We start from the raw sequence: 26,692 nt of genomic DNA, 5'->3' as shown, positions 1-26,692 counted from the left end.
CGCAGGGGTCGGCCTCGAGGCCGACCCCTCGCTCATTCCGTCCCTGCCCGCAACCGCTCCCGGGCTTCCATCAGCGCGAACCCCAGCAGGTTCGGTCCCCGCCACCGCTCCGGATCCGCCGCCCGTTCGTCGTCCGCCGCGAGCCCGATGCCCCACACCCGGTCCACAGGGCTCGCCTCGACGAGCACACGCTCCCCCGTCTCCAGCAGAAACTCCCGCAGGGCGGAGTGCGCGGCGAACTTGTGGAAGCTGCCCTCGACCACGATCGCGAACCGCTCGCGCTCCCACAGGGCCTCGTCGAAGCCGCGCACCAGCCGCCCCGCCTTCTTGGCGAGCGCAGGATTCGGTGCCTGAAGGGCCTTGCGCTCCGCCTCCGCGTCGGCGAACAGCCGCGCCTTCGACGCCATCATCCAGTGCTCCGCCGTCGCGTACTCCACCCCGTCCACGGTGAACGGCGCCGGCCACCACTGGCTCAGGCAACTCGTCCCGATGCGTCCGTCCCGTCGCGGGCGGTGGCCCCAGAAGTGCAGGTACTTGACCCTCGCCCCCGCCTGGACCTCCCTCACCAGGGACTCCCTAGAATCGATCTTCTTCATGCACGGGAGTCTGGCACGCACCACGGACACTCCGTCCTTCCTTTCTCACGCTGACTCGACACCTGGTCCGACAGATTCCGTCGCGTAATCAAAAGGCAACAACGGAATCACTTGTTGACCTGCACTTGCTCTGCCAGGATCGGCACTCAATTCGAGCTGGAGCTACGCCAGCCCCCGCGGTGAACGCGGGCCGGGCGGCGGAGGAGAGCGACATGCACAACCCGGGACTTGCCGGCGAGGCCGACACCCGCTTCCAGACGCAGCGCGACGTACACGAACGTTTCGCGGACGGTGCTCAGTACATCGCGGGCAGACTGACCAAGGGGACGTCGGGCCGTACACACGCGGTGATCGACCCGTCCACCGGCACCGAGGTGTACACCTACGAACTGGCCGGCCCCGACGACGTCGACCGTGCGGTGGCCGCCGCCCGTGCCGCCTTCCCGGGCTGGTCCGCCGCCACCCCGGGCGAGCGCTCGGACGCGCTGCACCGCTTCGCGGCCGTCCTCGCCGAGCGCGCCGAGGACTTCGCCCGCATCGAGTCCCTCCAGTGCGGCAAACCCCTCAAGCTGACCCGCGAGTTCGACGTGCCGGGCACGATCGACAACACCGCCTTCTTCGCCGGTGCCGCCCGCCACCTTCAGGGGCAGTCCGCCGGTGAGTACTCCGGCGACCACACCTCCTACGTCCGTCGCGAACCCATCGGCGTGGTCGGCTCCATCGCGCCCTGGAACTACCCCCTCCAGATGGCCGCCTGGAAGATCCTCCCGGCGATCGCCGCGGGTAACACGATCGTCCTCAAGCCCGCCGAACTCACCCCGCTGACCTCGCTCCTGTTCGCCCAGGCGGCCACCGAGGCGGGTATCCCGGACGGCGTGATCAACATCGTCACCGGCACCGGCAAGGAGGCGGGCGAGCACCTCGTGGGCCACCCCGATGTGGCCATGACCTCCTTCACCGGCTCCACCGCCGTCGGCAGGCGCGTCGCCGAGATCGCCACCACCACCGTCAAGCGGATCCACCTGGAACTCGGCGGCAAGGCCCCCTTCGTCGTCTTCGACGACGCCGACCTGGAGGCCGCCGCCAACGGCGCCGTCGCGGGCGCGCTCATCAACACAGGCCAGGACTGCACGGCCGCCACGCGCGCGTACGTGCAGCGTCCTCTCTACGAGGCCTTCGTCGAGCGGACCGCGGCGCTCATGGAGAGCGTCCGGCTCGGCGACCCCTTCGCCGCCGGCACCGACCTCGGCCCGCTGATCTCTCACGTCCAGCGCGACCGCGTCGCCGGATTCGTCGACCGGGCGCGCGGCTACGCGCGCGTGGTCACCGGCGGCGAGGCGCCGCAGGACGACCTCGCCAAGGGCGCCTACTACCGGCCCACCCTGGTCGCCGACGCCGCCCAGGACAGCGAGATCGTCCAGTCCGAGATCTTCGGCCCGGTTCTGGTCGTGCTGCCCTTCGACTCCGACGACGACGGAATCCGGCTCGCCAACGACACCCCGTACGGCCTGGCCGCATCCGCCTGGAGCCGGGACGTGTACCGGGCGAACCGCGCCACCCGTGAGATCCAGGCGGGCTGTGTGTGGGTCAACGACCACATCCCGATCATCAGCGAGATGCCCCACGGCGGATACAAGGCGTCCGGCTTCGGCAAGGACATGTCCACGTATTCGTTCGAGGAGTACACGCAGATCAAGCACGTAATGTTCGACAACACGGCGGTGGCCCGGAAGGACTGGCACCGCACGATCTTCGGGGACCGATAGCCACGTCGGCCGCTGAGCGCGGCCGACCTCCCGAAAGGGCACCACGCGCATGGAGCAGTACGAGGCCGACCGCCTGTTCCCGGCCCAACTGGCCGCCATGAGGCGCAGTTTCCGCAGCGGCAGGGCCTCCCTCAGCCGTCGTTCGCTGCTGCGTGCCTCCGCGGGCGGCGCGCTCGTGGCGGGCGGACTCGGGGCGCTGAGCGCCTGCGGGATCCCCGCTGCGGGCATGACGCAGGGCGGCGTCTCCGCCTCGGACCGATCGGCCAAGGAGAGGGTCGTCAACTTCTCCAACTGGCCGGAGTACATCGACGTCGACAAGAGCGGCAAGAAGCACCCCACACTCGACGAGTTCACCGCTCGGACCGGCATCGAGGTCAAGTACACCGAGGACGTCAACGACAACAACGAGTTCTTCGGCAAGGTCAAACCGCAGCTCGCCGCGGGTCAGGACACCGGTCGGGACCTCATCAACGTCACCGACTGGCTGGCAGCCCGGATGATCCGCTTCGGATGGGTCCAGAAGCTGGATCCGGCCAACCTCCCGCACGCCTACGCCCATCTGTCCGCCCAGTTCCGCGACCCGGACTGGGACCCCGGGCGCGCCTACTCCTACCCCTGGCAGGGCATTTCGACCGTCATCGCCTTCAACAAAAAGGCGCTCGACGGCATAGAGGTGAAGTCGGTCTCCGACCTGCTCGACAACCCCAGGCTCAAGGGACGCGTCGGCTTCCTGTCGGAGATGCGCGACAGCATCGGCATGATGCTGCTCGACATGGGCAAGGACCCCGCCAAGTTCACCGACGACGACTACGACGCGGCGCTCGCCCGCATCCAGCGGGCCAGGGACAAGGGCCAGATCCGCCGCTTCACCGGCAACGACTACACGTCCGACCTCACCAAGGGCGACCTGGCCGCCTGCGTCGCCTGGGGAGGTGACGTCGTCCAGCTCAAGGCCGACAACCCGGACGTGGACTACATCATCCCGGAAGCCGGACTCATCACGAGCACCGACAACCTGCTGATCCCCAACAAAGCGCGCCACAAGACCAACGCCGAGCGGCTCATCGACTTCTACTTCGAGCCGAAGCCGGCGGCCCAACTCTCCGCCTACATCAACTTCGTCTGTCCCGTCGACGGCGGGCGCGAAGAGCTGGCAAAGATCGACAAGGCGGCGGCGGACAACCCGTTGATCGTTCCCACCAAGGCCGTTGCCGCCAAGTCCCACTCCTTCCGTGCGCTGAGCGACAAGGAAGAGGCGGCCTACGAAGACAAGTTCGCAAAGCTCACAGGGGCGTGACGAAGATGACGACAGACAACAGCGGCGACGTCCGCCTCTCCGGAATCAGCAGGACCTACGGCTCCTTCACTGCCGTACACCCGCTCGACCTGACCGTGCCGCAGGGCTCCTTCTTCGCCCTGCTCGGCGCCTCGGGCTGCGGCAAGACCACCACCCTGCGCATGATCGCGGGTCTGGAGGAGCCCACGACGGGCACCGTCCACCTCGGCGACCAGGACGTGACGCACCTGCCGCCCTACAAGCGGCCGGTGAACACCGTCTTCCAGTCCTACGCCCTCTTCCCGCACCTCGACATCTTCGAGAACGTCGCCTTCGGCCTGCGCCGGCGTGGCATCAAGTCGGTGAAGAAGCAGGTCGAGGAGATGCTGGACCTGGTGCAGCTCGGCGAGCAGGCGCGGAAGAAGCCGCACCAGCTCTCCGGCGGCCAGCAGCAGCGTGTGGCGGTGGCCCGCGCGCTGATCAACCACCCCAAGGTGCTTCTGCTCGACGAGCCGCTCGGCGCCCTCGACCTGAAGCTGCGCCGCCAGATGCAGCTGGAGCTCAAGCGCATCCAGACCGAGGTCGGCATCACCTTCGTCCACGTCACGCACGACCAGGAGGAGGCCATGACCATGGCCGACACGGTCGCCGTGATGAACGGGGGCCGTGTCGAACAGCTCGGCTCGCCCGCCGACCTCTACGAGAACCCGCGGACCACGTTCGTCGCCAACTTCCTCGGCAGCTCCAACTTCATCGAGGCGGAGGTCGACTCCAGGAGCGGCGAGGAGATCATCCTGAAGGCCGGCGGCGGCAAGCTCTCGCTACCGAGGGCGCGATGTTCCGCGCCGACGACGGCCAGCGGCAAGATGCTGGTCGGTGTCCGCCCGGAGAAGGTGTCCCTCACCCACGCCGACGACGCGGGTGAGATCCCCGAGGGCCGCAACCGCATCACCGGCAAGATCGTCAACGCCAGCTTCATCGGTGTCTCCACTCAGTACGTCATCGACAGCGCCGTCTGCCCCGAGTTCGCCGTCTACGTCCAGAACGTCGACCACGACTCCCGGCTGGTGCCCGGCGCTGACGTGGTGCTGCACTGGAGCCCGGCGCACACCTTCGGCCTGGACGCGGCGCAGGACATCGACGCGGGCATCGAGACGGTTGAGGAGGAGGCCGCCTGATGGCCGTTGTCACCGAGGCGCCCCCGCCCCTCGCGCCCACCACCCCCGCGAAGCCCCCGCGCAAGCGGGGCCGCTGGACGCCGTACTGGCTGTTGCTGCCCGGCATCCTGTGGCTGGTCGTCTTCTTCGCGCTGCCGATGATCTACCAGGCCTCCACCTCCGTGCAGACGGGTTCCCTGGAGGACGGCTACAAGGTCACCTGGCACTTCGCGACCTACTGGGACGCGCTGTCCGAGTACTGGCCGCAGTTCGTCCGCTCGGTGCTCTACGCGGCATCCGCGACCGTTCTGTGCCTGCTGCTCGGCTACCCGCTCGCGTATCTCATCGCCTTCCGCGCGGGCCGCTGGCGCAACCTGATCATGATCTTGGTGATCGCGCCGTTCTTCACCAGCTTCCTGATCCGCACGCTCGCCTGGAAGACGATCCTCGCGGACGGCGGCCCGGTCGTCGGCACCCTGAACGCGCTGCACATCCTGGACGTCACCAACTGGCTCGGCTGGACCTCCGGCGACCGTGTGCTGGCCACCCCGCTCGCGGTGGTGTGCGGACTGACGTACAACTTCCTGCCGTTCATGATCCTTCCGCTGTACACCTCCCTGGAGCGTATCGACGGCCGCCTCCACGAGGCGGCGGGCGACCTCTACGCCAAGCCCTTCACCACCTTCCGGAAGGTCACCTTCCCGCTGTCGACGCCGGGCGTGGTCTCCGGCACGCTGCTGACCTTCATCCCGGCGGCGGGCGACTACGTCAACGCCGACCTGCTCGGCTCCACGGACACCCGCATGGTCGGCAACGTCATCCAGACACAGTTCCTGCGGGTGCTCGACTACCCCACGGCCGCGGCCCTCTCCTTCATTCTCATGGCCGCGATCCTCATCATGGTCACGTTCTACATCCGCAGGTCCGGGACGGAGGATCTGGTCTAAATGGCCTTCGTACACTGGTTCCGGCGCCATCTCGTCGTCATAGCCGGACTGTTGACGCTCGGTTATCTGCTGCTGCCCAACGTCATCGTCACGGTGTTCTCCTTCAACAAGCCGAAGGGGCGCTTCAACTACCAATGGCAGCAGTTCTCCACGGACGCCTGGAAGGACCCGTGCGGTGTCGCCGACATGTGCGGCTCGCTGTCGATCAGCCTCCAGATCGCGGTGTGGGCGACGATCGGGGCCACGCTCCTCGGCACGATGATCGCTTTCGCGCTGGTCCGTTACCGCTTCCGCGCGCGGGGGGCCGTCAGTTCGCTCATCTTCCTGCCGATGGCGATGCCCGAGGTCGTCATGGCGGCCTCGCTGCTCACCCTCTTCCTCAACATGGGTGCGCCGCTCGGATTCTGGACGATCCTGATCGCGCACATCATGTTCTGCCTCAGCTTCGTCGTCACCGCGGTCAAGGCGCGCGTGATGTCGATGGACCCGCGCCTGGAGCAGGCGGCCCAGGACCTGTACGCCGGTCCGGTGCAGACGTTCCTGCGCGTCACCCTGCCCATCGCGGCACCCGGAATCGCGGCGGGCGCGCTGCTCGCCTTCGCGCTCTCCTTCGACGATTTCATCATCACCAATTTCAACGCGGGTTCGACCGTCACCTTCCCCATGTTCGTCTGGGGCTCGGCGCAACGTGGAACCCCCGTTCAGATCAATGTCATCGGTACGGCCATGTTCACCCTCGCCGTACTGTTCGTCCTGGTCTCCATGGCCATCGGCAATCGCCGAAATCGCCAGAAGGCATAAAGCCACCCGGCGAAACGCACCCGTAGGGAGTTGAAATCATGGCCCCAAGCGCCATGACCCGTTGGAACAAGTCTCTTTCCGAAGCCCAGCCGGTCGCGTACTGGCTGGACGACCCCGGCAAGCCCCACCCCGAGCCCGCTCTCACCGGCGCCGAGACCTGCGACCTGCTGGTCGTCGGCGGCGGCTACAGCGGACTGTGGACCGCGCTCATCGCCAAGGAGCGCGACCCGGGGCGGGATGTGGTGCTGGTGGAGGGCCGCGAGGCGGGCTGGGCCGCCTCGGGCCGCAACGGCGGCTTCTGCGCCGCCTCCCTCACCCACGGCCTGGCCAACGGCCTCGCCCGCTGGCCGGACGATATCCACAAGCTGGAGGAGCTGGGCGCCCGCAACCTCGACGAGATCGAGAAGGCGGTCCACCGCTACTCCATGGACTGCGAGTTCGAGCGCACCGGCGAGATCGACGTCGCGACCGAGGCGTACCAGGCCCGGGAACTGCGCGACTGGTACACGGAGATGAAGGACCAAGGCCTCGCCGAGGGCACCGACTTCCTCGACGCCGAGGCGCTGCGGGAACAGGTCGACTCCCCGACCTTCCGCGCCGGCCTGTACGACCGCCGGGGCGTGGCCATGCTCCACCCGGCCAAGCTCGTGTGGGGCCTCAAGCGGGCCTGCCTCCAACTCGGCGTCCGGATCTACGAGCGCACGCCCGCGCTCAGCCTGCAGCCGCTGGGGGGCGGCATGGCCGTCCGCACCCCGTACGGCCGGATCCGTGCCCGCCAGGTGGCGCTCGGCACGAACGTCTTCCCGAACCTGGTCAAGCGCGTCCGCTCCTACACCGTCCCGGTCTACGACTACGCGCTGATGACCGAGCCGCTGACCAACGACCAGATGTCCTCGATCGGCTGGAAGAACCGCCAGGGACTCGGTGACTCGGCCAACCAGTTCCACTACTTCCGGCTCTCGGCCGACAACCGCATCCTGTGGGGCGGCTACGACGCGATCTACCCGTACGGCGGCCGGGTGCGCTCCGAGTACGACGATCGCCCGGAGACCTACGCCAAGCTCGCCGGGCACTTCTTCACCTGCTTCCCGCAGCTGGAGGGAGTCCGCTTCACGCACGCGTGGGGCGGCGCGATCGACACCTGCTCACGCTTCTCGGCGTTCTTCGGCACCGCCCACCAGGGGAAGGTGGCGTACGCGGCGGGCTACACCGGCCTCGGTGTCGGCGCCACCCGCTTCGGCGCGGACGTGATGCTCGACCTGCTCGCGGGGGAGCGGACCGAGCGCACCGAACTGGAGATGGTCCGCAGGAAGCCGGTGCCGTTCCCGCCGGAGCCCTTCGCCTGGACGGGCATCGCCCTCACCAAGTGGTCGCTGGCGCGGGCCGACGCGCAGGGCGGGCGGCGCAACCTCTGGCTGAAGACCATGGACAAGCTGGGGCTTGGCTTCGACAGCTGACGCCGGGCCGGGACTTGCCCTGACCAAGCACTACCGGGCAGGTCCCGGCACAGGGACTGGCCGGTCAACCGGGACCGGTTCGGGAGCCGGGCGTCGCGGAAGACGCTCCACCGCTGCTTCCGCTGAAGAGGAACCACAGCGAGGAGAGCGCCACGGCGCACAGGCACCAACTGGCCAGTACGTCCAGGGGCCAGTGGTAGCCGTGCCGCACCAGCCCGTAGGCGACCGCGAGATTCAGCAGGAGACAGACGACGAGGACTGCGCGGCGGCCGTGCGGCGTGCGCAGCCGGGGCCACAGGACCAGGGCCGCCGCGCCGTAGGCGACCGCCGCGGTGGCCGTGTGCCCCGAGGGGTAGAAGCCCGTGCTCGGGCCCATGGCCGGCGGGCCCGGCCGGGCGATCAGTTCCTTGAGCGGGACGACCAGCGCCGGAACGGCCGCCATGAGGGCTGCCGCGGCGAGGGGGCGCAGCCACCACCGGTCCGTTCCGTCGCGCCGATCACGCCAGGAGACGAAGACCAGGAGGGCGGCGAGGACCGGCACGGCGACCGAGATGTTCCCGAGGTCGGCAAGGACCTCGGAGACCCGGTCCGGGTGAACCAGGGCCCGGTCCAGCCGCTCGTCCGCCCGTGCGAGCGGACCGTGGACGGCGACCTGCCAGGTGATCAGAAGAAAGAGGAGGGCCTGCGGCACGAGGAGCCAGGCCGACCGCCCGGAGGCCGTGGGCTCGCCGGCGCGCGAGGCGGCCGCGGGCTCGGGATCCGGATCTTGGGGTGTTGACACGGCGAACAGCTTGGCAGGTGTGGCCGGGCTGGGCGCCTGCGGGGCACTGCCGAAGGGCCAGCGCAAGGGGGGGAGTGCGCTGGCCCTTCGGCGAACCGCTTTCGGCGGCCGTGTCCGGATCGGTGTGCCGCCCGCCCCGGGGGGTTTGGGGCGTGCGGCCGTCCGACCGGTGAGGAGATCCGAAGCTGGAAGCTCCGGTTGTGTGCGCGAGGCACGACCGGGTCGAAGCTGGGGAGGCCCCGGCCCGATACCGCCCACAGTCCCCTGCGGACGGGGGTATCTCTCATCTGGTTAGAACCTACGGCAGGGAAAACGGCTCTGACAGCCGGAACCGCCACCCGCCATCCACCCCGCACACCTTCTTCACAGCCTCTGACCGCCGTCGCCCCGGCCCCGGAGTCACGGCGGACTCAGGGGCCGGGGCGGAGGAGGCGCTTACTCCCCCGTCCAGCTGTTGCTGTCCCGTGGACGGGGGAGGGCGGGGTGGCTCAGACGCGCGCGAGACCCTGCTCGATGATGTCGAGGCCCTCGTTCAGCAGGTCCTGGCCGATGACCAGCGGGGGCAGGAAGCGCAGCACATTGCCGTAGGTGCCGCAGGTCAGGACCAGCAGGCCCTCCTGGTGGCAGGCCTTGGCGAGCGCGGCGGCCGCCTCGGAGTTCGGCTCCTTGGTGGCGCGGTCCTTGACCAGCTCGATCGCGATCATGGCGCCACGGCCGCGGATGTCGCCGATGATGTCGAACTTCTCGGCCATCGCCGTCAGGCGGGCCTTCATGGTCGCCTCGATCTCCTTCGCACGGGCGTTGAGGTCGAGGTCCTTCATCGTCTCGATCGCGCCGAGCGCACCCGCGCAGGCGACAGGGTTGCCGCCGTAGGTGCCGCCCAGACCGCCCGCCTTCGCGGCGTCCATGATCTCGGCGCGGCCGGTGACGGCGGACAGCGGCAGACCGCCCGCGATGCCCTTGGCGGTGGTGATCAGGTCCGGGACGATGCCCTCGTCCTCACAGGCGAACCACTGGCCGGTGCGGCAGAAGCCGGACTGGATCTCGTCGGCGACGAAGACGATGCCGTTGTCCGTGGCGAACTGGCGAATCGCGGGCAGGAAGCCCTTCGCGGGCTCGATGAAGCCGCCCTCGCCGAGCACCGGCTCGATGATGATCGCGGCCACGTTGTGCGCGCCGACCTGCTTGCTGATCTGCTCGATGGCCTGCGCGGCGGCCTCGGGGCCACAGTTCTCCGCGCCGGTCGGCCAGCGGTAGCCGTACGCCACCGGCACCCGGTAGACCTCGGGCGCGAACGGGCCGAAGCCGTCCTTGTACGGCATGTTCTTGGCCGTCAGGGCCATGGTGAGGTTCGTCCGGCCGTGGTAGCCGTGGTCGAAGACGATGACCGCCTGGCGCTTGGTGTAAGCGCGGGCGATCTTGACGGCGTTCTCGACGGCCTCGGCGCCCGAGTTGAACAGCGCGGACTTCTTGGCGTGGTCACCCGGCGTGAGCTCGGCCAGCGCCTCGGCGACGGCCACGTAGCTCTCGTACGGCGTGACCATGAAGCAGGTGTGCGTGAAGTCCTGCAGCTGCGCCGACGCACGGCGCACGACCGCCTCGGCGGAGGCACCCACGGACGTCACCGCGATGCCCGAGCCGAAGTCGATCAGACGGTTGCCGTCGACGTCCTCGATGATCCCGCCTCCCGCGCGCTGGGTGAAGACCGGCAGCGTGGAGCCCACGCCCTGCGCGACCACAGCGGTACGGCGGGCCTGCAGCTCCTGCGACTTCGGGCCGGGGATGGCGGTGACGACGCGGCGCTCCTGCGGAAGTGCGGTCATGGGGGCTCCCTGATGATCGTGCGAACCGAACCGAAGGGTGTGGCGTACCGGTGTTCCGATGCGCCCGGCTCCGGGCGGGGGTGCGTTTCGGACGCTTACCTTCTTTTCTCGCAGGCTAGAGCCGGTAAGGGGTAGTGGGCATGCTCCATGTGGGCACCTTGGGCGTGTCGGCTTGTCCGCGGTGGACATAGCGTGGCGGACGACGTCGGCGCGGCCGCGGCGCGCGTAAGCGGTGAACTCCCTTTGCAGGGGCGTTAGATTGGCTCGCTGATGGTGCACGGAGCGGCTGGTCAGGGGGCAAGGGCGATGGACAGCGACGGGACGCAGGACGCGCGGGGCACATGGGCGGAGTCCGTGCCGCGTCCGGCCACGCCGCCACGGGTGCCGCCGCGGCCCGCGCGGGCACCCGAGGCTCCCCCCGTGCCCGCACAGCCCCCGCCCCACCGGCCGGCCGTCGCCGACTGGCTCAACGAGCCCCGCCCGGCCGCCGACCCCGGAATCTGGCGCTTCGGCTTCCGCCGGCCGAAGGCCGCGCAGGGATCTGGTCGGCTGGCCCCGGTCACCGTGGTCGGTCTCGCGGTCCCCCTGGTGGTGGCGCTGGTCGTCTGGTCCATGTGGCGCCATGGCGCCGTCCCGTACAAGTCGGCGGTCCTCAGACTGTTCACCCCGGGCGACTGGTGGTGGGCCGGTACGACGGCCCCCAAGGGATGGCAGGGTCAAGAGGCCCTCGTGATCTACGACGGCGTCTTCTTCGGTCTCCTCGTCTACGTCATGGGCCGGCTCGGAAGCTGGCCCGACGTCCTCCGACACGTCATCGGCCGCCGTGAGCAGCCCGCGCGTGCCCTCCTCGCCGCCCTGGGCGCCCTCCTCACGCTGAGCTTCGTGTTCCCGACCGCCTTCCCCGGCGTCGGCTGGAACGCCCTGCCGGTCGCCGCCCCCGTGTTCTCCCTCGTCGCGCTGGTCTCCGGCGGCTACGACCTGTTCCAGTCGCAGATGCTCACCGACGGGCTCTACGCGCTCATCACGGCACTGGTCCTGTGGCCGTTCGTGCGGATCGGCGGCTGGTGGGCGCTGGCCCGGCAGTGGCTCGCCGCGCGCGACCGTACGGGGCAGAGCCGCACCGCGCCGCCCGACCCGGACCTGCCCCGCGCGCAGTGGCCCGAACTCCGCGAAGCCGGAGCGCACGAGGCGGCGGACGTACTCACCGCCGAAGTCCTCGCCGGCCGGATGAACGACGTGGACTGCGTCCGGGTCGGGTACGCGTGGACCGCGGCCAGGAACGAAGGACGCCTCGCCGCCTTCACCGAGACGGTGCTGCGCCAGGGCGGCGCCGCCTGGGCCCACCCGTCCGGAGCCCGGGACCTGCCCGGCCGCGCAGCACGGCACGACCTGCTCGTGGACCAGGTCCGCATCGGGCAGTGGGCGGCCGGGGAGCGCACGCCCCTCGCCTACCGCGGAGCGGGCGCGGCCCTCGGCACGGACGCGCTCGCCACCTCGCTCCTGGCCGTGGGGCCGCCGGGCTCCGGGAAGACCCGCCATCTGGTCGCGCCGGTGGTCGAGTCCCTCGCGCTACGGGCCCTGACCGGCCGGTGCGCCGTCGTCGCGGTGTGTGCCGCCGGTACACCGCTTGCCCCGGACTCGGCGTTCGACGTCGTGGTACGGATCGGGGACCCCTCGTCCGTCCACGACCTGGACCCCTACGCGGACTGCGACGACCCCGACGAAGCGGCCGCCTTCCTCGCCGAGGGCCTGGCCGGGGACCTCGACACCGTCGGCGGGCAGCGGGCCGTGACCGCGCTCGCGCAACTGCTCGGCCCCTACCGGGCGGTGCACGGCGCCTTCCCGTCCCTGCCCGTGCTGCGGGAGCTGCTGGAGGGCGAGCCGTCGGCGCTGTCGTCCCTCCGCGAGGCTCTCTCGGGGGAGGAACACGCCGCGATGCGTCGCGAACTCGACGCCCGCGTCCGGCAGATCGGCACCGCGGCCGACGCGGGGCCGGCGCTCGCCGACCGGCTCGCCCTGCTGGACCGTCCGGCCTTCGCCGAGTTCTTCGGCGCCGGCGGCACGGTACGGCCGTTCTCGCTGCGCGCCGTGGCCCACCATCCGCTCCGGGTCCGCATCGACCTCCCCGAGCACGGGCACGAGGAGGCGTCCCGGCTGATCACCCGGCTGGTCCTCGCCCAGTTCGATGCCGTCGTGCGGGGCGGCGAGCGCTCCCACTTCGCCTGTCTGGTCCTCGACGACGCCACCGGGACCGTGACCGCCGAGTCGGTACGCCGCATCCAGCGGCTGCGCTCCCGGAACGCAGGAGTGGTCCTCGCCCTGCGTACGATCGGCGACGTCCCCGAGGCCCTGCACGGGCCGCTGCTCGGGGCGGTCGGCTGCCGTATGGCCTTCTCCGGCGTCACCACGTGGGACGGCAGCCGGTTCGCCCAGGCCTGGGGCACACAGTGGGTGGAGACACGGGACGTCGCCAAGCACACCGTCTTCGCGCACCAGCCCATGACCCGGGCCATCCACGCCCTGCGCAAGCTGGTGACCGGAAAGGCCGTGACCACGGACGCCGTGACCGTCCGCCAGGTGGAGCGTGAGCGGTGGTCCGCGTCCGAGCTGGCGCACTCGGTGCCGCCGGGGCACGCGGTGCTGTCCCTGACGGACAGGAAGGGCGAGCACGCGCCACCACTGCTCGTGGACCTGCGCGGTCGGGCGCCTGAGCAGGACGTCCGGACATAAGCGTCCGAGGCGACCGTACGGTGAGGCAGAATCGGCATAGGTCGTTCATACGCGGCGGCCAAAGGATCACAGAGATCACACAGTCCGTGACCGTCACGGACTCTGCGCAGAACAGAGTCCGTGCTGACCTGAAGGCCTCATGCCCCTCACGCTCGCCTCGCTCGTCCATCACTCCGCGCTCAAGCTGGCCGTGCGCGCGGGCGAGGGTCGCCTGGACGTCCCCGTCCGCTGGGCACACGTCAGCGAACTCGCCGACCCCGTCCCCTATATGGAGGGCGGTGAGCTGCTGCTGATCACCGCGCTGAAGCTGGACGCCGAGGACCCGGAGGTCATGCGGCGCTATGTGAAGAGGCTGGCCGGCGCGGGCGTGGTCGGGCTCGGGTTCGCCGTCGGCGTCAACTACGACGAGATCCCCGAGGCTCTCGTGGTCGCCGCGCGCGAGGAAGGGCTCCCGCTGCTCGAGGTGCCCCGGCGCACCCCTTTCCTCGCCATCAGCAAGGCGGTGTCCGCGGCCAACGCCGCTGACCAGTACCGGGCGGTGACCGCCGGGTTCGCCGCCCAGCGTGAGCTGACCCGCCAGGCCCTCAGTGAGGGCCCCGAGGGGCTGCTGGGCGCGCTCGCCGCGCAGGTCGACGGCTGGGCCGCGCTGTACGACGCGTCCGGCGCCGTCGTCGCCGCCGCGCCCGAGTGGGCGGGACGCCGCGCCGCGCGGCTCACCGCGGATGTGGAACGGCTGCGGGAGCGGCCCGCGCCGGCGAGTTCCGTGGTCGGCGGGCCGAGCGGCGAGGACCGGGTCGAACTGCACTCCCTGGGCACCGGGCGGCGCCCGCGCGCCGCGCTCGCCGTGGGTACCGCGGCTCCGCTGGGCACCGCCGAACGGTACGCGGTGCACTCCGCCGTCGCCCTGCTGACCCTCACCACCGAACGGTCGCGGTCCCTGCACGCCGCCGAGCAGCGGATCGGGGCGGCCGTGCTGCGCCTGCTGCTCGCCGGGCAGCCGGACCACGCGCGGGCGGTGGCCGGGGACCTGTACGGCGCTCTGCTGGACGCGCCGTTCCGGCTGATCCTCGCCGAGTCGGCGTCCGCGTCGGCCGCCCGGGCGCACGCCGACGGGCACGCGCGCGTGGCGCCTGCGCCACAGGCCGCCGCGCCGCTGGCGGGGGCCGACACGGACGGCGATCCGCTGGACGGGCTCGCCGAGACGGTGGAGTCCGCGGCCGCGCGCTCCGGCGAGGCCGTGCTCGTCGTGCCCGACGGGGAGCGGCTCGTCGTGCTTGCCGTGGACGGCGGCGCCGCCGTCACCGCGTGCCAGGACTACGTGCCGGCGGTGCAGGCGGCGCGGGCCGCGGCCCGCGAGCAGCCGGCCGCCGACGAGAACGAACTGGTCGTGGGCATGTCGGCGCCCGCCGGGCCGATCGCCGCGGCGGCCGCGTACAAGCAGGCGGAACAGGCACTGTCGGTGGCCCGACGCCGGGGCCGGCCGCTGGTCGAGCACGAGGAACTGGCGGCCGGGTCGGTGCTGCCGCTGCTCGCGGACGACGCAGTGCGCGCCTTCGCGGACGGCCTGCTGCGCGCCCTGCGCGAGCATGACGCCACGGGACGGGGCGATCTGGTGGCCTCGCTGCGGGCCTGGCTGTCGCGCCACGGCCAGTGGGACGCTGCGGCGGCCGACCTCGGCGTCCACCGCCACACGCTGCGCTACCGCATGCGGAGGGTCGAGGAGATCCTGGGGCGCTCGCTGGACGACCCGGATGTACGGATGGAGCTGTGGCTGGCGCTCAAGGCGACGGCCGCGGCGGGGGAGTGACGGCGCCTCCAGGCACAACTGATCGGCCTGGCCGGCGGCGTTGATTGTCGCTGTCCAACCGTCGGCTTCACCGAAGGCTGCCACGAAGGTGCGGACGGCGGCGCGGGCGATTTCGTGCAGTTCGGTGTCGTCGATCTGGCGGGTGCCCATCCGGGAGCGCGCCTCTGCTCGCGCTGCGCATGATCCCCGCCGACCCCCCGGCAGACCCGCAGGCGCCACGGCAGCGCCTCGACGTCGTCGGCCTTGCCTTGCTCGCCCCCGGCTTCGCCGCGCTGGTTCTGGCCCTGTCCCAGACGGCCGAACATGCTGCTTTCACCGTCTGGCAGGCGCTGTCCCCACTGGCTGCGGGCGTTGTGCTGCTGATCGCCTATGGCGTCCACGCCCTCCGCGCCCGGCGCATGCCGCCTTTGATCGACCTGCGACTGTTCGCCAGCCGCGGCTTCACAGTCAGCGTCACCATCATGGGCCTGGGCGGCCTGGCCAACTTCGCCACCCTGTTCGTGCTCCCGTTGTATTACCAGCAGGTCCACGGGCGCGGCGTGCTGGCCGCCGGACTCTTGATGGCCCCCGCCGGCCTCGGCGGCGCGATCGCCATGCCACTGGCCGGACGGTTGTCGGACCGGCTCGGCACCCGTGGTCTGGCCTATGGAGGCGCGGTCCTGGCACTTCTCAGCGCATTGGCCTTCACCTTCGTCGGAGCCCACACCCCCGAGGCGGTGCCGGTACTGGCGGCCCTGACCATCGGCCTGGGCATGGGCTCTTTCAGCGCGCCCACCATGGGCTCGCTGTACCGAACCCTGCCCGCTCCCATGGTCGCGCAGGGCAGTTCGGTGCTCTATGTCCTCAACCAGCTCGGCGCAGCCCTCGGCATTGCCCTGGTCACGCTCATCTTGCAGACCTCCGGCGGCCCGGTCTCCGGCTTCCACGGCGTGTTCAGGCTTGTCGTCGCGATGCTCGCGATCGTGCTGGCCGCCGTCCGGCTGTTGCCCGGCCGCCCCGAAACGCCGGCCGCCGCTCAGGAAGAACCCTCTATGTCCGGAAAGGCGTTCTCATGACAACGATCGTGATCACCGGTGGCACTGACGGGATGGGCCGTGCCCTGGCCCGCACCTACCTCGACCGTGGCGACACCGTCGTCATCGTCGGCCGTGACCCCGCCAAGGCCGCCGCTCTTCCCGAAGCGCACTTCATCCAGGCCGACCTGAGCCTGGTCGCCGACAACCGGCGCGTCATCGAGGAGATCAACGACGGCTTCGCCGCTGTGCACGCGCTGGTGCTGGGCGCGCGATACTTCCGCTCCGCCCGGTTCGTCACGGCCGAAGGCATGGAAGGCACCTTTGCGTTGGAGTACCTCAGCCGGTTCTTGCTCAGCCACGGTCTGGACCGGCCGCGCGTCATCGTCAACGTGTCCGGGCCCGCGCCCGGCGTCCCTGTCGGCCGCATCCACTGGAACGACGTCATGCTCGAACACTGCTACGACGGCGTCGCTGCCCAGATGCAGGCCGGCCGCGCCAACAACCTGCTCGGCGTCGCCTTCGCCGCCCGCAATGCCGCCAGCCCCACCCGCTACGTGCTGATCAACCCCGGCCCTGTCTCGACCAGCTTCGCCGGCGAGTACGACCCGGCCACTGCCGCCCACGTCGCGGCACTCAAGAAGCACGGCGCCACCGTCGAGGAAGGCATCAAACCGATCACCGCCCGCATCGACGCCCCACCCTCCGAACCGCTCAGCGCCTTCACCCCGGCCGACCGGATCAACCTGGACAACCCGTCGTTCGCCCTTGCCGACGCGGCCCGCCTCGACGATCTCACCCGCCACCTGCTGCGCTCCCAGGAGAACTGAACTCATGACCCAGCCCCCAACGGCGCCGGAGCACAAGCCATGGCCGCCACGATCGCCGGCACGCTTCCCGCCTGACAAAGCACGACGAACACCGATCGCCGACACCGAGATCCCCCCCGTGCCACCTTCCGGCCCGAGCTCGATCGTTTTCACCGTGCCGGCCGTCCTGTCGGGCACCGCGACCGCACCCTTGAAGGCCACAAGTCCGCCCACATCCGCGTAACCGCTGTACATCCCGTACTACGCCCGCACCACAGTGCTACTCCCCGGACAAACGACCCATTGCCGCCCCGGCCCTACCGTGGACGACGCAACCCAAGGACATCCAACCTCGGAAGGGCCGGGACCCGAACATGACTGCCACCCACGCCTTCTGGCTCGCCGGCCGCCAGGCCACCGGCGAGACCACCTTCGACGTCACCAACTCGTGGGACGGCCGGCTCGTCGGCAAGGTCAGTGTCCCGACCGAGGCCCAGGTCGAGGAGGCGGTCGCCGCCGCGTACGCCGTACGGGACGAGTTCGCCGCCCTCCCGGCCCACGCGCGGGCCGCCGCCCTCGACCACGTCGCCAAGCGGCTCGTCGAGCGCACCGAGGAGATCGCGCAGCTCATCTCCGCCGAGAACGGCAAGCCCATCAAGTGGGCCCGCGGCGAGGTCGGCCGTGCCGTCTCCGTGTTCCGCTTCGCGGCCGAGGAGGCCCGCCGCTTCAACGGCGGCGAGGGCCAGCGCCTCGACACCGATGCCGGCGGCCAGGGCCGTCTGGCGCTGATCCGCCGCTTCCCCAAGGGTGTTGTCCTTGGTATCGCGCCGTTCAACTTCCCGCTGAACCTGTGCGCCCACAAGATCGCCCCGGCCATCGCCGCGGGCGTGCCGATGATCCTCAAGCCGGCGCCGGCCACTCCGCTGTCCGGCTTGATCCTCGGCGAGCTGCTCGCCGAGACCGACCTGCCCGCCGGTTCCTGGTCGGTCCTGCCGGTTACCAACGACAAGATGCCCGCCCTCGTCCAGGACGAGCGCATGCCGGTCATCTCCTTCACCGGTTCCGAGAAGGTCGGCTACGCGATCATGGACTCGGTGCCGCACAAGCACTGCACCCTGGAGTTGGGCGGCAACGGCGCGGCCGTCGTCCTCGCCGACTACGCGAGCGACGAGGACCTGGACTGGGCCGCGAAGCGTATCGCCCTGTTCTCCAACTACCAGGGCGGCCAGTCCTGCATCTCCGTGCAGCGGGTGATCGCCGACGCCGCAGTGTACGACCGGCTGGTGCCGCGCATCGTGGCCGCCGTCGAGGCCTTGGTCACCGGTGACCCCTCCGATGACGCGACGGACGTCGGCCCGCTGGTCAGCGAGGACGCCGCGAAGCGCGTGGAGTCCTGGGTCGACGAGGCCGTGGGCGCGGGCGCCACGCTCCTGACCGGCGGCAAGCGGGACGGTGCCACCTACGCGCCGACCGTGCTCACCGACGTCCCGGCCGGCGTGACCCTCGCCAGCGAGGAGGTCTTCGGACCGGTCCTCACCGTGCAGAAGGTGAACGGCGAGGCCGAGGCGTTCGCCGCGGTCAACGACTCCAAGTACGGCCTCCAGGCAGGCGTGTTCACGCACGACCTCCAGGTCGCCTTCCGTGCCCACCGCGCCCTCGAGGTCGGCGGTGTCGTCATCGGTGACGCGCCCTCCTTCCGGGCCGACCAGATGCCGTACGGCGGCACCAAGCGCTCCGGTGTCGGGCGCGAGGGCGTGCGTTCCGCGATGGACGACTACACCTACGAGCGCGTCCTGGTCCTGACGGACCTGGCTCTCTGAGCCAACCACAACCGACGGCCGGAGCCCACTGTGCGGGGGCTTCGGCCGTCGGCGTGTATCCCTACGCTGACCTTGGGAAACAGTCGATTCCTGGCCGACTCTTTCGGAGTAATGGGAACACCGCCAGCCGTACACTGTGCTGCCCCCACCATGCGGCGACCCTGTGCCTGTGAGAGGGCCTGCGGTGCCGCCAGGGTGGAACACCTGGCGCTCCGAGTAGGCGGCTCAGCTGGCCAGAGCCCCGGTACGCCTCGCGAACTCCCGCACGCCTTCCACACGGACCGGCCCATACAGAAGTCCGGCCGTCAGCGCCCGCAGGGCGGGCCGACGGACTTCCTGCGGTGCCTCTTGCTCGACCCGCTGCAGGGCCTCGAATGTCTGTGACCCGTTCCCAAGTGCGTTCCACATGCGGGCGATGTCGGTCCAGGCTCGTGCGCGCCGTTCCGCGTTGGGCATGTGGCTCATGTTGAGCTGGGCCGCGACCGCGACGGCCTCGTCCGGGGTGCCGAGCGCGTTGAGCACGCTGATCCGGTACGCGTCCACCTGTGTCCGGGAGGCCTCCACGGTGAACAGCCCCGACACTGCCGGCCTGCGGTCCGCCTCCTGCTCGGCCTCCTGTAGGAGGGTCAATGCCGTCGACCGGTCTGCGCCTGTGGCCGCCGAGTATGCCCCGGTCAGCAGCAGTGTTGTACGGACTGCTCCAGTTTTGTCCTGCGAGGTATCCAGGTCTGCGGCCTCTTGGGTGAGCAGGTGTACCGCGGCTGCAGGTCGGCCGGATCGGCGCATGGCGATCGCCAGCATGCGGGAGGCCTCCCCGACTGCGACCGGGATTCCACTGGAGCGTGCGGCGTACAGGGCGCGGTCGGCGGCCACCCACGCCGCGTCGCTGTGTTGCTTGGTCGCGAGTTTGGCGGCCAGCACGTACGCGCGGGCGACCACCAAGTGCGCTGTGTCGCGGGCGCGGCCGGTCGAGGCGTCTCTGGTGGCTTCCGCTGACGCGATCAGCTGGGGCAGCTCGTGGCCGAGACTGGTGTATTGGGTGGCGCAGTAGTCCCGCCGTGCGGCTGCGATCTGCCCGATCAACTGGGGCAGCGGCACGGGCGCGGCCTGTGGGAGGCGGAATAGCGACTCTTCGAGGTCGGGCACCGGTGCGGCCGAGGCGGGCCGGGCGCCCACGACGGCTGTCGCTCCCGCTGCCATGACCCCTGTCAGCAGCTGCCTACGACGGCCGGGAGCGCGTCATCGAGGCCAACGCACGTCTCGGCGGTGACGGCGTCCCGCGATTGCTCGCGGCCGCCTATGGAGTGGACGTCGTGCGTGCGCTCATCGCGCTCGCGCTCGGTGAGCCGTTCGGCGGCCACCTGACGCCAACGCGCGCCGCGCATGCGGCGCTGGAGCTGATCGGCTCACCGCTCGCCGTGGAAGGCGAGCTGGTCAGGTGGGAGGGTGTCGCCGACACCCGCAACACCCCCTGGATCACCGATGTCGAGCTGTACGCCAAGCCGGGCGACCTCGTACGGCCGCATGACCATTCCGGCCACAAGATCGGCCTGCTCGTCGCCGCCGGGCCGTCGGCTGCGGACGCATCCTCGGCCCTGGAGACGGCCAGCGCGCTGATTCGACCGATCATCCGGCCGAACACGGAGGCGAAGTGACCACGCATACCAACTCGCCGAGGCCGGATGCCCGGCGCAACGCCAGCCCGTACCTGTACGGGGAAGAGACCACCGCGGTTGCCGACGTCCTCCAGTCCGGGCAGTACGGGCACACGGACGTCACCGAGCGGTTCGAGCGGAAGGTCGCCGAGTTCCTCGGCGTCCGCGACGCCGTGGCCGTCACCTCCGGCACGGCCGCCCTGCACACGGCGCTGCTCGCCGCCGAGATCGGTGCCGGCCAGGAGGTGATCGTCCCCAGCATGACGTTCTGCGCGACCGTCCAGGCGGTCCTCGCCGTCGGCGCGATTCCGCGGTTCGTGGACATCGACCCCGCCACGCTGTGCGTGACCGACCAGCTCGTCATGGAGGCGGTCACCGACAAGACGGCCGCCGTCCTCCCCGTCCTGTTCGGCGGCCGGGCCGTCGACCTCACTCCCATCCGCAAGGAATTGAGCAAGCGGCGCATCGTCATCGTCGAGGACGCTGCGCACGCCTTCGGCTCTCGCTACGGCGCCCGGCGCGTCGGCGCGACCGGTGACCTGACCTGCTTCTCCTTCGGGCCGATCAAGAACCTCACCTGCGGCCAGGGCGGCATGGTCGTCCCGCGCACCCGCCACGAAGCCGACACCGTCCGCCGGCTGCGGCTTCTCGGCGTCGTCCAGTCCCAGGCGGAACGCGCGAACGTCACCAGCTACCGCGTGGAAGACTTCGGCCTGCGCTACCAGATGTCCGGCATCAACGCCGCCATCGGCCTGGCCCAACTCGCTCACTTCGAGAACACCGAGCGCACCCGCCAAAGCCTCTGGCGCACATACCGGCGTGTACTCGCTCCACTGGACGGCGTCACCATGGTCGACGTCGACCCCGACCGATCTGTGCCACACCTGTGCCAGGTCCGCATCCCTCACCGGGACGAGGTGTTCGCGCAGTTGCGGACCCAGGGCATCGGCGTGGGCGTCCACTACCCGCCCAACCACCTCCAGCCGGCCTTCGCCACCTGGCGGCGCGACTTGCCCGCTACCGAGCAAGTCGCGAGGGAGATCCTGACGCTGCCCTTCCACCAACACCTCACCGAGACGGACGTCGACCAGGTCGCAACCGCCCTCGGACAGGCCCTCCAGACCGTGGGAGCCGCATCATGCGCAAGTTCCTGACCTGAAAGCTGGTCAGCCGGACGCGGCAACGGACAGGATCTCGTCCACGAGCCTGTCGGCCGCGTCCGGACGGCCGTGCGCACGAGCCCGCTCCGCCATCGCCCCCCGCAAGTGGGCATCGGCCAAGAGCGGACCCACTGCTTCCCGCATCCGGTCGGCCGTCACATCGCCTTCGAGCGCAACTGCGGCCCCGGCCTCCTGCAGATGCCGCGCGTTGTACGCCTGCTCGTTGCCCGCCGACGACGCCAGCGGCACGAACACAGCCGGCTTGCCCAGCGCGGTCAGCTCCGCGAGCGTCCCCGCGCCGCTGCGGGAAACCACCACATCCGCGAGGGCCAGGACGTCGGGCAGCTCCGGGCCCACGAAGCCTGTCGGGTGGTAGCGGCCCTGCAGCTCGGAGGGCAGCCCGGCAGCCCGTGCCCGCAGGCCGTCCACGTTGTCCGGACCGCTCTGGTGGATCACGTTTGCCATCCCCAGCAGCCACGGCAGCACCTCACCGATCAGTTCGTTGATCTGCTGCGCTCCCTGGGCACCGCCTGTGACGTACACGGTCGGCAATTGCCGGTCGAAACCGAACAGCCCCAGCGCCTGGACTGCCTTGTCCGCGTGCCCCGCCAAGACTTCCGGCCGCACCGGGTTCCCTGTTACCACCGCGACCTGCCGCACCGACTCCCCCAGCAGAGAGAGCGTCGACTCCGACGACACGCAGATTCGCGCAGCCGACGCCGCGAGCTTCCGGTTCGCCAGTCCCAGCCGCACCGTCTGCTCGTGCAGCACGAGCGGCCGGTGGCACATCCGCGCAGCGAGCCCGGCCGGCACCGCGACGTAGCCGCCTGTCGCGAGCACCACGTCCGGCCGGAACTTGTCGATGGCCTTCCGGGCCTGCATCACACCGAGCGGCACCCGTGCCATGTCGCGGACGTTCGCTGGCGAGGCCAGCTTCAGCGGATTGCTGGAGCGGCGGATCTTTCCGGTCGCCACACTCGTGAACGGAATGCCCTCGGCCGGGGCCACGCGTGCCTCCAAGCCGTCGGCCGTTCCGATCCAGAGAGCCTCCAGTGCCCTGCCGTCAGCGGCCAGTCGCGTCTGCAGAGCACGCACTGCGGTCAGCGCGGGGTACGTGTGCCCACCAGTCCCGCCGCCAGTAACGACGAGACGAAAAGGATCGACGCTGTTCACGTGGGGGCAGCTCCAAATCTGGCGGAGTTCAGGCGGGTTGACACAGTAGCGCCGCCGACCCACCCCCGGTGTCAGGCCTGTTCCACGAGACGGACTCGCCAGCGGAAGACGAAACGAAGCAGACGTGCAATGGGTTCACACCGCTGATCCAGGGCTGATCGCCGAACGCATCGCCACGCGTGGCGTAACCGATCGCTTCCACTTCGACGCCGCGGAGTGGGGCATGAGGGGTCGCTGCCGTGTCCGCCCGGCAATAGGGGAGGCGGAGGAGGGGCTGCTTTCCGCCGACATGGAGTGCCGGAGCGGGTGTCCGCAGGGCAGGGCGAAAACGTGTTGGTGTTCCCGCTGCCGTGTTCCCACGGGAACACGGCAGCGGGCTGAGACGGCTTGAGACGCGCCGAAACGGGGTGAGACGGGCCGAACCGGCGAGCGTTTGCGCAGGTCGGAGGAAAACCGCAGGTCAGCGCGCTGCGAATAACCCACTGTGCGGGGGCTTCGGCCGTTGTCGTTGATACCCGCTGACCTGTGGAAACAGTCGATTCTTGGCCGGCTCTTCGGGGTCGCGGGAGCACCGCGGGATCATCGCGGGGTACGCAACTCCCGTCATAGTGCGGCCCCGTTGCCCCTGGTGGCCGACCGGACCCCACCCCGTCGACCAAGATCATCGGGGTGCAGAATGACCCGTATGTCAATAACCGTTACCCCGAAGACGGCAACGATCGACGATGCTCCGCTGATCAGTCGCACCTTGGCTCGCGCCTTCGATGACGACCCGATGATGCGCGGGTTCTTCACCGAAGGCGCCTCGCGCGAGGCGGCGATGGGCCGCTATTTCACCACGATCTTCACCCGGCAGTACGTCCATCACGCCGTATGTGAGCGCACCGACTCGGCAGCCGCCTTCTGGGTGCCGCCGGAGGCGCAGGCCAAGGCCGTTCCCGACGCGGAGACCGTTCAGGAGCTCCTGAACATCCTTGGTGACCGAGCTCCCCTGTTCAGGGACACGATCGAGACGGTCGCCAAGCACACACCCCAGGAACCGCACTGGTACCTGGCGTTGATCGGCGCCGACCCGGCCGCCCAGGGCCAGGGGCACGGAGCCGCCCTGCTGCGCTCGGGGCTGGCCAAGGCCGACGAAGCCGGCCTGCCCGCTTACCTGGAGTCCTCCAAGCCGTCCAACCTCCCCTTCTACGAGCACTTCGGCTTCACCGTGCGCGAGGAGCTGCGGCTACCGGAGAACGGGCCGGTTCTGTGGGCCATGTGGCGCGAACCGCACCACCCGGCCGGTTCCTAGTCTCGGGCATGGCCACCCGTTGACGACCGCGAGTAGCGCCGTCGCTCGTAGCGGACGACGGGCTCGACGTACGGGTCGCCACGGAACGGTTGCCGAGTGTGGCGCGGCCCCGGCTGTCCGCTTCATCACGGATGGCAGGGGCCGCCACCCCGTGCCTCAGCCGAGGCCCCGGCTGTCCTGCTTGAGTGCCGTGTCCACGGTCAGGGCCGCGGCCACCACCAGGCTCAGCAGCGGTTCGGGCAGCTGGTAGTGGATCTGCAGGACGTAGTTGTCCGCGGTGGTGAACATCGTCTTCGCCAGGCCCTCCCAGGTCTTGGTGATCCGGGCGACCTCGTTGTCGGCGTGGTCGACGATCGCGAAGTTCCAGGCGCGCCAGTTCTCCGCCTTGATCGCGCCGACCTTCTGGCCGTTCACGTTCATCGCGAAGTTGATCTTCATGAACACGTTCTGCTGGACGATCTCGCCGACGACCTGGCCGTCCGGACGCTCCACGACCACCCGCGACTTGAAGATCTTCGCGGGCCGGGTCAGCTTGAGCTGCGGCTGCCCGTAGGCGTCGCGGATCTCCAGCCTGTGGGTCATGAACTGGTCAATGCTGGAGAGGAAGCGCAGCACCTTCCGCAGCGCGCTCTGCCCGACCTCCGTGACCGAACCGATCTGGTTGCCGTTCTGGTCGAAGACGCTGTACTCGTTCGTCAGCTCGATCAGCTTGGCCTTCTGGTTCACCACCAGCACCGGCTCGCTGAACATGGTGCCGCCGCCGCCACCGCTCGGGGCGACCCCGGCCTGCACCTGCACCTGGCGCTGGACGCGCGCATCGACGGAGGCCTGCTGCGCCGCCTGTGGCGCGGACTGGACCTGCTGGTCGGCTTGCGTGTGCTGGGTCCACTGGGAGCCGTCCCAGTAGCGGAGCGTCCGGGGCGCCCCGTGCGGATCGGGGTACCAGCCTGCAGGTGTGTTCGAATGCGTGGTCACCGCCGCACAGTACCGCGAGCCGACCGGAAATCGACCACCGATGGCTCAATCCTGGCGAACTCCTGGCCTACGGCGATGAGCTTCGCGGTGCGGTCCCGGTCCGTCGGGGCCGCCTCACCGACGCACGGACCGCGAAGGCACCATGGAGTCATGCGTATACGAGCGGTCCGTACCGAAGAACTGCCCTTGCTCCAGGACATCGAGCGAGCTGCCGGGCGCTGTTTCCACGACATCGGCATGCCGGAGATCGCCGACGACGAGCCGCTCCCGCTCGACGAACTCGCCCACTACCAGAAGGCCGGGCTGGCCTGGGTCGCGGTCGACTCCGCCGATGTACCGGTGGCCTACCTCATCGCCGAACGCGTCGACGGCAACCTCCACATCGAACAGGTGTCGGTGCACCCGGACAGCGCGCGCCGCGGTATCGGCCGGTCGCTGCTGGAACACGCCGCCGTCAGGGCGGTGACCGACGGCCTTCCCGCCCTGACCCTCACCACGTTCACCGATGTCCCGTGGAACGCGCCCTACTACGCGCGCTGCGGCTTCCAGCCCCTCGACGACGCCGTGCTCAGCCCCGGCCTCCGGGACATCCGTGCGCGGGAGGCGGCGCACGGCCTGGACCGGTGGCCGCGGGTGGTCATGCGCCGCTCCGTGTGACCCGACGGTGTCGGCCCGAGGGTCCGGTCCTCGAACGAATTCACAGCCCTTGAGCGCGTTCCGTGAGTATTTCCGCCAAGTGGTCCACGAATGCGGTGATCCAGGCCAGTCGTGATCCGCCGCGGGCAACCCGGAAGCCGTGACGGCGACCCCAGAACGCGGCCTCGACGGCATGGAACTGGGCCCAGCGAAGGACCCGTTCGCGGTCGAGTTCCGCGGCTTCGGCGAACACGTCCAGGACCCGGTGAACGGCCTTGCGCAGGTCGCCCGCCTCCAGGAGCGTCAGTGCGCGCGACTTGAGCAGCGTGCCGCCGTCGTACGCGGGGTCACCCGCGTACCCCTTCGGGTCGACGGCCAGCCATGGCTCACGGTCGGCGCGCAGGATGTTCCTGGCGTGCAGGTCCCCGTGGACGAGGGTGTCCGGCTGGGCGCGACCCAGCTCGCGGACGGTCGCCACGGCGGCGTCCACCACCCCACGCGGCAGTGCGTGCGTCAGCTCCCCGGCATCCTTGCGCAGCCGCTCCTCCCAGGCGTCGGCCTGCTCCCGCAGTCGGGGCAGGCCGGGCGGCGCGGGAACGGCCAACCGGTGATTGAGCTGCCCCGCGACCGTCACCACCTCGTCGCCGTCCTCGACCTGTGCCAGGGTCGAGGTCCGTACCCGCTCCAGCAGCATCGCGAAGCGCCCGTCGTCGCGCTCGTGCAGCAAGACCGCCCCGCGCCCGCCCCACGCCTCGAAAGCGTCCGGCTCATGGACGTTGCCGGGGTGCGGAAACGACACCTTCAGCACAGCGGTCCCTCCGGCATGCCGTCGCACCGGGACGACGATCCCGACACCCCCGTGCATGACCTCGCCGTCCGGCACGCACCCCCAGCGTTCCAGCAACTCGTCCACGATCCCGGGTAGTTCGGCAAGCCATGCCGCACCGGGCTCCCCTTCGCGCTCGACAGTGCTCCGTGCGAACTCCTCTGGCATTTCGGTCATCGGGGCACCCTAC

The 26,692-nt window shown here is 70.2% G+C and carries 22 protein-coding genes; 15 read left to right on the top strand and 7 right to left on the bottom strand.

Annotation, left to right across the window (positions count from 1 at the left end; genetic code table 11):
- Positions 1–32 precede the first annotated feature (32 nt).
- Positions 33–596: an NADAR family protein gene (locus ACWDEX_RS18055; RefSeq protein WP_450464501.1), complete on the bottom strand. Its 564-nt coding sequence runs from the start codon at positions 594–596 to the stop codon at positions 33–35.
- A 212-nt stretch (positions 597–808) separates the two neighbouring features.
- On the opposite strand from ACWDEX_RS18055, the gene ACWDEX_RS18050 reads away from it, so the two are divergent.
- From ACWDEX_RS18050 to ACWDEX_RS18025, 6 genes are read left to right on the top strand one after another with little or no spacing between them, the layout of a single operon-like run.
- Positions 809–2,362 carry a gamma-aminobutyraldehyde dehydrogenase gene (locus tag ACWDEX_RS18050; protein ID WP_450464500.1) on the top strand — a complete coding sequence of 518 codons (1,554 nt, stop codon included), beginning with the start codon at positions 809–811 and terminating at the stop codon, positions 2,360–2,362.
- Positions 2,363–2,411: 49 nt separating this feature from the next.
- Entirely contained in the window at positions 2,412–3,659 is a 1,248-nt protein-coding gene (locus tag ACWDEX_RS18045; protein ID WP_450464499.1) for a polyamine ABC transporter substrate-binding protein, read from the top strand.
- 5 nt (positions 3,660–3,664) lie between these two features.
- The gene (locus ACWDEX_RS18040; RefSeq protein ID WP_450464498.1) at positions 3,665–4,816 is read left to right on the top strand and encodes an ABC transporter ATP-binding protein; all 1,152 of its coding nucleotides are present in this window, start codon (positions 3,665–3,667) and stop codon (positions 4,814–4,816) included.
- Positions 4,816–5,742, top strand: coding sequence for an ABC transporter permease (locus ACWDEX_RS18035; RefSeq protein ID WP_450464497.1), 927 nt, complete (start codon positions 4,816–4,818; stop codon positions 5,740–5,742). The genes ACWDEX_RS18040 and ACWDEX_RS18035 overlap by 1 nt, the downstream gene beginning before the upstream one ends.
- On the top strand, positions 5,743–6,543 hold the full coding sequence (locus tag ACWDEX_RS18030) for an ABC transporter permease (RefSeq protein ID WP_450464496.1): 801 nt from the start codon (positions 5,743–5,745) through the stop codon (positions 6,541–6,543). It begins immediately after the preceding gene.
- A gap of 38 nt (positions 6,544–6,581) precedes the next feature.
- Entirely contained in the window at positions 6,582–8,000 is a 1,419-nt protein-coding gene (locus ACWDEX_RS18025; RefSeq protein WP_450464495.1) for an NAD(P)/FAD-dependent oxidoreductase, read from the top strand.
- Positions 8,001–8,064: 64 nt separating this feature from the next.
- Here the strand turns inward: ACWDEX_RS18025 and ACWDEX_RS18020 are convergent, their stop codons facing one another.
- Entirely contained in the window at positions 8,065–8,781 is a 717-nt protein-coding gene (locus tag ACWDEX_RS18020; protein WP_450464494.1) for a phosphatase PAP2 family protein, read from the bottom strand.
- Between the two features lie 488 nt (positions 8,782–9,269).
- Positions 9,270–10,604, bottom strand: a complete 1,335-nt coding sequence (gene gabT / locus ACWDEX_RS18015; RefSeq protein WP_450464493.1) for a 4-aminobutyrate--2-oxoglutarate transaminase — start codon at positions 10,602–10,604, stop codon at positions 9,270–9,272.
- Positions 10,605–10,910: 306 nt separating this feature from the next.
- On the opposite strand from gabT, the gene ACWDEX_RS18010 reads away from it, so the two are divergent.
- The 5 genes from ACWDEX_RS18010 to ACWDEX_RS17990 all read left to right on the top strand — a co-directional run bounded on the left by ACWDEX_RS18010 (position 10,911) and on the right by ACWDEX_RS17990 (position 18,783).
- A complete protein-coding gene (locus tag ACWDEX_RS18010; RefSeq protein ID WP_450464492.1) occupies positions 10,911–13,334 on the top strand; it encodes an ATP/GTP-binding protein in 2,424 nt (807 codons plus the stop codon).
- 139 nt (positions 13,335–13,473) lie between these two features.
- Positions 13,474–15,141, top strand: a complete 1,668-nt coding sequence (locus tag ACWDEX_RS18005) for a PucR family transcriptional regulator (RefSeq protein WP_450464491.1) — start codon at positions 13,474–13,476, stop codon at positions 15,139–15,141.
- Positions 15,142–15,320: 179 nt separating this feature from the next.
- The gene (locus ACWDEX_RS18000) at positions 15,321–16,196 is read left to right on the top strand and encodes an MFS transporter (RefSeq protein WP_450464489.1); all 876 of its coding nucleotides are present in this window, start codon (positions 15,321–15,323) and stop codon (positions 16,194–16,196) included.
- Positions 16,193–16,984 carry an SDR family NAD(P)-dependent oxidoreductase gene (locus tag ACWDEX_RS17995; protein WP_450464488.1) on the top strand — a complete coding sequence of 264 codons (792 nt, stop codon included), beginning with the start codon at positions 16,193–16,195 and terminating at the stop codon, positions 16,982–16,984. The genes ACWDEX_RS18000 and ACWDEX_RS17995 overlap by 4 nt, the downstream gene beginning before the upstream one ends.
- A 353-nt stretch (positions 16,985–17,337) precedes the next feature.
- Positions 17,338–18,783 (top strand): aldehyde dehydrogenase family protein, encoded by a 1,446-nt coding sequence (locus tag ACWDEX_RS17990; protein WP_450464487.1) that lies wholly within the window; start codon positions 17,338–17,340, stop codon positions 18,781–18,783.
- 225 nt (positions 18,784–19,008) lie between these two features.
- Here ACWDEX_RS17990 and ACWDEX_RS17985 read toward each other — a convergent pair whose 3' ends face one another.
- Positions 19,009–19,983 carry an XRE family transcriptional regulator gene (locus ACWDEX_RS17985; RefSeq protein WP_450464485.1) on the bottom strand — a complete coding sequence of 325 codons (975 nt, stop codon included), beginning with the start codon at positions 19,981–19,983 and terminating at the stop codon, positions 19,009–19,011.
- 113 nt (positions 19,984–20,096) lie between these two features.
- Between ACWDEX_RS17985 and ACWDEX_RS17980 the strand changes: the two genes are divergently transcribed.
- Positions 20,097–20,438, top strand: coding sequence for a hypothetical protein (locus ACWDEX_RS17980; protein WP_450464484.1), 342 nt, complete (start codon positions 20,097–20,099; stop codon positions 20,436–20,438).
- Positions 20,435–21,592, top strand: coding sequence for a DegT/DnrJ/EryC1/StrS family aminotransferase (locus tag ACWDEX_RS17975; RefSeq protein WP_450464482.1), 1,158 nt, complete (start codon positions 20,435–20,437; stop codon positions 21,590–21,592). The genes ACWDEX_RS17980 and ACWDEX_RS17975 overlap by 4 nt, the downstream gene beginning before the upstream one ends.
- 12 nt (positions 21,593–21,604) lie before the next feature.
- On the opposite strand, the gene ACWDEX_RS17970 is transcribed toward ACWDEX_RS17975, so the two are convergent.
- On the bottom strand, positions 21,605–22,771 hold the full coding sequence (locus ACWDEX_RS17970) for a UDP-N-acetylglucosamine--N-acetylmuramyl-(pentapeptide) pyrophosphoryl-undecaprenol N-acetylglucosamine transferase (protein ID WP_450464609.1): 1,167 nt from the start codon (positions 22,769–22,771) through the stop codon (positions 21,605–21,607).
- A gap of 676 nt (positions 22,772–23,447) precedes the next feature.
- On the opposite strand from ACWDEX_RS17970, the gene ACWDEX_RS17965 reads away from it, so the two are divergent.
- Positions 23,448–24,065, top strand: coding sequence for a GNAT family N-acetyltransferase (locus tag ACWDEX_RS17965; protein ID WP_450464481.1), 618 nt, complete (start codon positions 23,448–23,450; stop codon positions 24,063–24,065).
- A 156-nt stretch (positions 24,066–24,221) separates the two neighbouring features.
- Here the strand turns inward: ACWDEX_RS17965 and ACWDEX_RS17960 are convergent, their stop codons facing one another.
- On the bottom strand, positions 24,222–25,040 hold the full coding sequence (locus ACWDEX_RS17960; protein ID WP_450464480.1) for a phospholipid scramblase-related protein: 819 nt from the start codon (positions 25,038–25,040) through the stop codon (positions 24,222–24,224).
- Positions 25,041–25,190: 150 nt separating this feature from the next.
- On the opposite strand from ACWDEX_RS17960, the gene ACWDEX_RS17955 reads away from it, so the two are divergent.
- Entirely contained in the window at positions 25,191–25,697 is a 507-nt protein-coding gene (locus tag ACWDEX_RS17955) for a GNAT family N-acetyltransferase (protein ID WP_450464479.1), read from the top strand.
- 40 nt (positions 25,698–25,737) lie between these two features.
- Here the strand turns inward: ACWDEX_RS17955 and ACWDEX_RS17950 are convergent, their stop codons facing one another.
- On the bottom strand, positions 25,738–26,679 hold the full coding sequence (locus ACWDEX_RS17950) for an aminoglycoside phosphotransferase family protein (RefSeq protein ID WP_450464477.1): 942 nt from the start codon (positions 26,677–26,679) through the stop codon (positions 25,738–25,740).
- Positions 26,680–26,692 lie beyond the last annotated feature (13 nt).

The organism is Streptomyces sp. NPDC001020, assembly GCF_053599115.1.
Note: the sequence above shows the minus strand (reverse complement) of the source record. Positions and strands in the feature narration are given on the sequence as shown.

What these genes read in the sequence shown, in the direction of transcription:
- gabT (WP_450464493.1), bottom strand. Translation starts at nt 10,604, where the DNA reads ATGACCGCACTTCCGCAGGAGCGCCGCGTCGTCACCGCCATCCCCGGC.
- ACWDEX_RS17955 (WP_450464479.1), top strand. Translation starts at nt 25,191, where the DNA reads ATGCGTATACGAGCGGTCCGTACCGAAGAACTGCCCTTGCTCCAGGAC.
- ACWDEX_RS18010 (WP_450464492.1), top strand. Translation starts at nt 10,911, where the DNA reads ATGGACAGCGACGGGACGCAGGACGCGCGGGGCACATGGGCGGAGTCC.
- ACWDEX_RS18045 (WP_450464499.1), top strand. Translation starts at nt 2,412, where the DNA reads ATGGAGCAGTACGAGGCCGACCGCCTGTTCCCGGCCCAACTGGCCGCC.
- ACWDEX_RS18005 (WP_450464491.1), top strand. Translation starts at nt 13,474, where the DNA reads ATGCCCCTCACGCTCGCCTCGCTCGTCCATCACTCCGCGCTCAAGCTG.
- ACWDEX_RS18035 (WP_450464497.1), top strand. Translation starts at nt 4,816, where the DNA reads ATGGCCGTTGTCACCGAGGCGCCCCCGCCCCTCGCGCCCACCACCCCC.
- ACWDEX_RS17990 (WP_450464487.1), top strand. Translation starts at nt 17,338, where the DNA reads ATGACTGCCACCCACGCCTTCTGGCTCGCCGGCCGCCAGGCCACCGGC.
- ACWDEX_RS17950 (WP_450464477.1), bottom strand. Translation starts at nt 26,679, where the DNA reads ATGACCGAAATGCCAGAGGAGTTCGCACGGAGCACTGTCGAGCGCGAA.
- ACWDEX_RS17995 (WP_450464488.1), top strand. Translation starts at nt 16,193, where the DNA reads ATGACAACGATCGTGATCACCGGTGGCACTGACGGGATGGGCCGTGCC.
- ACWDEX_RS18055 (WP_450464501.1), bottom strand. Translation starts at nt 596, where the DNA reads ATGAAGAAGATCGATTCTAGGGAGTCCCTGGTGAGGGAGGTCCAGGCG.
- ACWDEX_RS17965 (WP_450464481.1), top strand. Translation starts at nt 23,448, where the DNA reads ATGACCCGTATGTCAATAACCGTTACCCCGAAGACGGCAACGATCGAC.
- ACWDEX_RS18050 (WP_450464500.1), top strand. Translation starts at nt 809, where the DNA reads ATGCACAACCCGGGACTTGCCGGCGAGGCCGACACCCGCTTCCAGACG.
- ACWDEX_RS18030 (WP_450464496.1), top strand. Translation starts at nt 5,743, where the DNA reads ATGGCCTTCGTACACTGGTTCCGGCGCCATCTCGTCGTCATAGCCGGA.
- ACWDEX_RS18040 (WP_450464498.1), top strand. Translation starts at nt 3,665, where the DNA reads ATGACGACAGACAACAGCGGCGACGTCCGCCTCTCCGGAATCAGCAGG.
- ACWDEX_RS18025 (WP_450464495.1), top strand. Translation starts at nt 6,582, where the DNA reads ATGGCCCCAAGCGCCATGACCCGTTGGAACAAGTCTCTTTCCGAAGCC.
- ACWDEX_RS18000 (WP_450464489.1), top strand. Translation starts at nt 15,321, where the DNA reads ATGATCCCCGCCGACCCCCCGGCAGACCCGCAGGCGCCACGGCAGCGC.
- ACWDEX_RS17985 (WP_450464485.1), bottom strand. Translation starts at nt 19,983, where the DNA reads ATGGCAGCGGGAGCGACAGCCGTCGTGGGCGCCCGGCCCGCCTCGGCC.